At 45.0% G+C, this 3,424-nt stretch carries 2 protein-coding genes and 2 pseudogenes; all 4 read right to left on the reverse strand.

What is annotated here, in order from left to right; genetic code table 11:
• A pseudogene (locus HMO_RS15145) lies at positions 1-884 on the reverse strand (hypothetical protein); the annotation flags it as partial.
• 134 nt (positions 885-1,018) lie between these two features.
• Positions 1,019-1,438, reverse strand: coding sequence for a hypothetical protein (locus HMO_RS0113195; protein WP_010304498.1), 420 nt, complete (start codon positions 1,436-1,438; stop codon positions 1,019-1,021).
• Between the two features lie 133 nt (positions 1,439-1,571).
• The gene (locus tag HMO_RS0113200; protein WP_010304501.1) at positions 1,572-1,907 is read right to left on the reverse strand and encodes a hypothetical protein; all 336 of its coding nucleotides are present in this window, start codon (positions 1,905-1,907) and stop codon (positions 1,572-1,574) included.
• Between the two features lie 4 nt (positions 1,908-1,911).
• Positions 1,912-3,424, reverse strand: a pseudogene (locus tag HMO_RS17150) (hypothetical protein); the annotation flags it as partial.

Consider the following 3,424-nt stretch of genomic DNA (forward strand, 5'->3'; position numbering starts at 1 on the left):
TTTAAATACTCTGCCATGTGCTTGGTAGCGTTTGAATGCACCCAAAAACTATTTCCTCCTACTGAGATAGTGAATGTTGCTGGTATTGATGTCCCTGTTAAATTTTTTGCGGTAGGGGTAATGTGATCATAGACTGTCCCTCTATTAGCTGTGAAATTAGCTTGCCTACCTATAGGTGCGGAACACTCACCGACCTTACCTTTATTCTTAGGCTCCATCTTACCTGTCAGGATATCACGGCCCATTGAACGGTCGCTTGCGGAAGCACCACTGCCAGCGCTTGTCCCTGAACTGGTACCAACACTGGTAGGATTATGTCCTCCCCCTTTACCTGAAGACATGCGAGGAGCGTTACTCATAGTTCCAGCAGCAGCTCGGGCGCCCGTATTACTATTAGCCACCGCTTGCAGATCTTGGAAGAAGCTATTGCTATTGGCGGCTTGCGGAATCTGATAACCCTGTAGGTTACGATTGGCCGCTTGCAGCCATTCAAAGTTAGAGGTGCGCTGAGAATAATTACCACGGGCGAGATCCAACGCACTTAAAGAGCGACTGGTCCCTCGCCCAACATCAAAGACCGTTCCTTTCAGACGACCAAGGCGAGCCCCATAATGACGTGCGTTCTGGGCAGCAGATTTTGCCACCTTTTTTACTAAACCAACCCCTCCGCCTACTGTCAGCAGATCATCCACCGCATACCGCGCCACTCGGGCGTTAACCTGATTAGTTAAACCAGTATGATAGAGGGTTGCTTCTAGGGCGAGACCGGGCACACTGCTCAAAGTTCCTGTTCCCTGAAGAACACTTTGGCCAAAGACCAAGTCCCCATAGCTGTCTTCAAAAACCTCCATCTGTCGACAATGAGCTAAATGCTCCACTGTCATCGGTGTCGACCCATTCCAAACTTGCTGGATGCGAGTATTTACGTAGGCTTCATAGCCTTGGGCGATTATTGAACTACATTCGCCAGAGTCTTAGGTTTTAGTATTTTAAGAGGGTAGCTTTTCTGGAATGATAACTAACTAATTTCGCCATTAGAAACAACAAGCATTAATTCATTCAACTTGTTGACAATTTCATCTTTGCTGCGAGAAGAAAATTTAACTAATGGACGTTCCCAATATTGGTCATCTGTTCTAATCATGATTATGTTGAAGAGTCCGTCAGGCTGATTACCTGGTCCCCATCCTAAGTCTAATGCAATTCCTGCTTTAGGATGTACGGCATATAATAGATCATCCTCAAATAGTACCCACATGCTAACTAGTCTAGACTCATTCTTAAAAAAATTACTTATATATAAGTCCTGAGGGATGTCAGGAGGGGAATAATCATAAAAATTATTCCACCTTATTTCCCACCCCTCAGAATAATTCAAATGCTGCAGCCTTATATTATTAAAATTGACTATCTGTTCATCTCCAATTTTTACTGTCATTGGGTACCTTACCTAAAAGCATTTTCAAAAGCTCTAAATCCATAGGGTGATCATGAAACTCTTCCCCTGAAGTAAGCTCAGCCCTTATCCATTGAGTGGGTTTACCATTGTTATATTCTCCTAGTTTAGAGGATTACCTAATTTCACCATTAGAGACTGCCAAGATCAACTCATTCAGTTTCTCGACAATTTCATCTTTATTAGGCGAAGTAACTTCTAAAACTGGTGTTTTCCAGTTTTCATCCTTAAGCAATCTTAAAACGAAATTTCCTGCGGGACTGTTTTCTGGAGACCAACCTAGGTCTACCGAGTAAGGTATATTTTTATGCTTTATATAGAGCATATCCTCTTTAAATAATTCCCATAGTGGCTCTGCTTCATTGTAGAAAGGGGGGCTCATATCATAGAAAACATTCCATTCAACAATCCATCCAGCAGGAATTGATAATCTTTCTAGTCTTAAATCCATCTTTTTATCCTTTTCTTAACTCGCTAGGAATTAGATTTTCAGCTCTCGGATGCCCGTGGTAAATGGGATCTGCGTGCTTTGTTATTTCTACTCGCACCCAATTAGTAGGTTTTCCATTAGAATATCCTACTGGCTCTGTATGTCTATAGTAAACATAATCACTACCCCCGGGTTGAGAAATGAATTTTCCTTTCTTTAAAGCCTCCCGTTCTAGTACAGGTACATTAATGTGAGGTAAGTACTGTGAAGGCGCATTCAATCCAGAAGAGAAATCTTTTGCTTCTCGATCTGTAGTAGCTTGTTTATGCTTCTTATAATCCGCCGGCTTTGCATTTTTGATACGTTGCTGCCAATTATGCTGATCGGTTCTTTCATTTTTGCGAGTATAATAGCCATCATGCGCGACCCGGTCATGGTTCTCACTAATATTGGGGATAGTTGATGGGTTAGAGTTAGCAGATGACCTTGGTCCTCCCTCTCTTTCCTTACCTTTTCTTTCTTCTTTACCGTCTAGGGTGCGACCTAGCTTGCTTTTAGGGCCATTCACCCTCTTGTCACTTGTAGGGTTACCACTTCCAAAGCTTGTAGCAGCACTCGTGCTTGTCGAAGAATCAGTTGATGTAGAACCGGCCCCGACTCTTGTAGAGGTACTGCTTCCACTCGAACCTGAGGACATACTCGGTACATTAGTGCTTCTATTTATCCACTGTTCACCAGACATGCGCTCGGGCATGCCAAACTTTGTGCCTGCAGTTCTAGCCCCCAAGTCTGAGAAAGCTGATCTATGAGTATTACCGCCATTCGCAACAGCTCTCATATCCTCATACAGACGATTAGCATTAGCGGACCGTTGCGTGCCCGCGGGAGCACGATTCTGGTTGGCGGGGTTATATAACGGGATGCCAGGTCTCAGGTGGCCACTTGCTGCTGCCTGCTGATGCGGCGTTCGCATCCACGAAGCTCGGCCACGCCCAAACTTACCCCCGCCAACAAAGCCAGACATAACTCCAGTGCAATTTGCGGCCCAATCCCCAAAGAGCTGATTGTAGGCATCCAAACGACTATCATCTATAGAGCGTCCATGCCATAGATCCTGCAACAATGCTTTGCTTTCGCGGTAAACCTTTGGCGCATCCTTATAAGCTCGTCGTATCTGTGAACGATCCCGATGAGCATGCATAGGAGTTGTTCCCTCAACTTCCCCTATAGCCGTGCTAGCATAATAGAGAAATTTTTTAAAAATGCTGTCACTGTTTAAGGCATCGTCGCGCACCGCTTGGTCAACAGATTCTACGATCTCCATTTCATAAAGCTGCCGCTGTTCCGTAAAAGATTTTGACTTCTTCAAGGGTGGCCGAGAATTCTGCTCAAAAACTTCCGTGAACGGATCTTCCGTGGCAGCAGAAAGGTGCGTGGCGAGGCCTTCATACACTTGAGTGGTGTTGAACGTCATGGCATTGATGGCGGCTTCTTGGGCGGCATGGATGTCGCCGCCTACTGCTTTGGCTGTGAGGACT

The organism is Candidatus Odyssella thessalonicensis L13 (genome assembly GCF_000190415.1).
Taxonomy (GTDB): Bacteria; Pseudomonadota; Alphaproteobacteria; order Paracaedibacterales; family Paracaedibacteraceae; genus Paracaedibacter; species Paracaedibacter thessalonicensis.

Bases quoted from the DNA above. Each gene is read 5' to 3' on its own strand.
- HMO_RS0113200 (WP_010304501.1), bottom strand. From the start codon at position 1,907: ATGGATTTAAGACTAGAAAGATTATCAATTCCTGCTGGATGGATTGTT.
- HMO_RS0113195 (WP_010304498.1), bottom strand. From the start codon at position 1,438: ATGACAGTAAAAATTGGAGATGAACAGATAGTCAATTTTAATAATATA.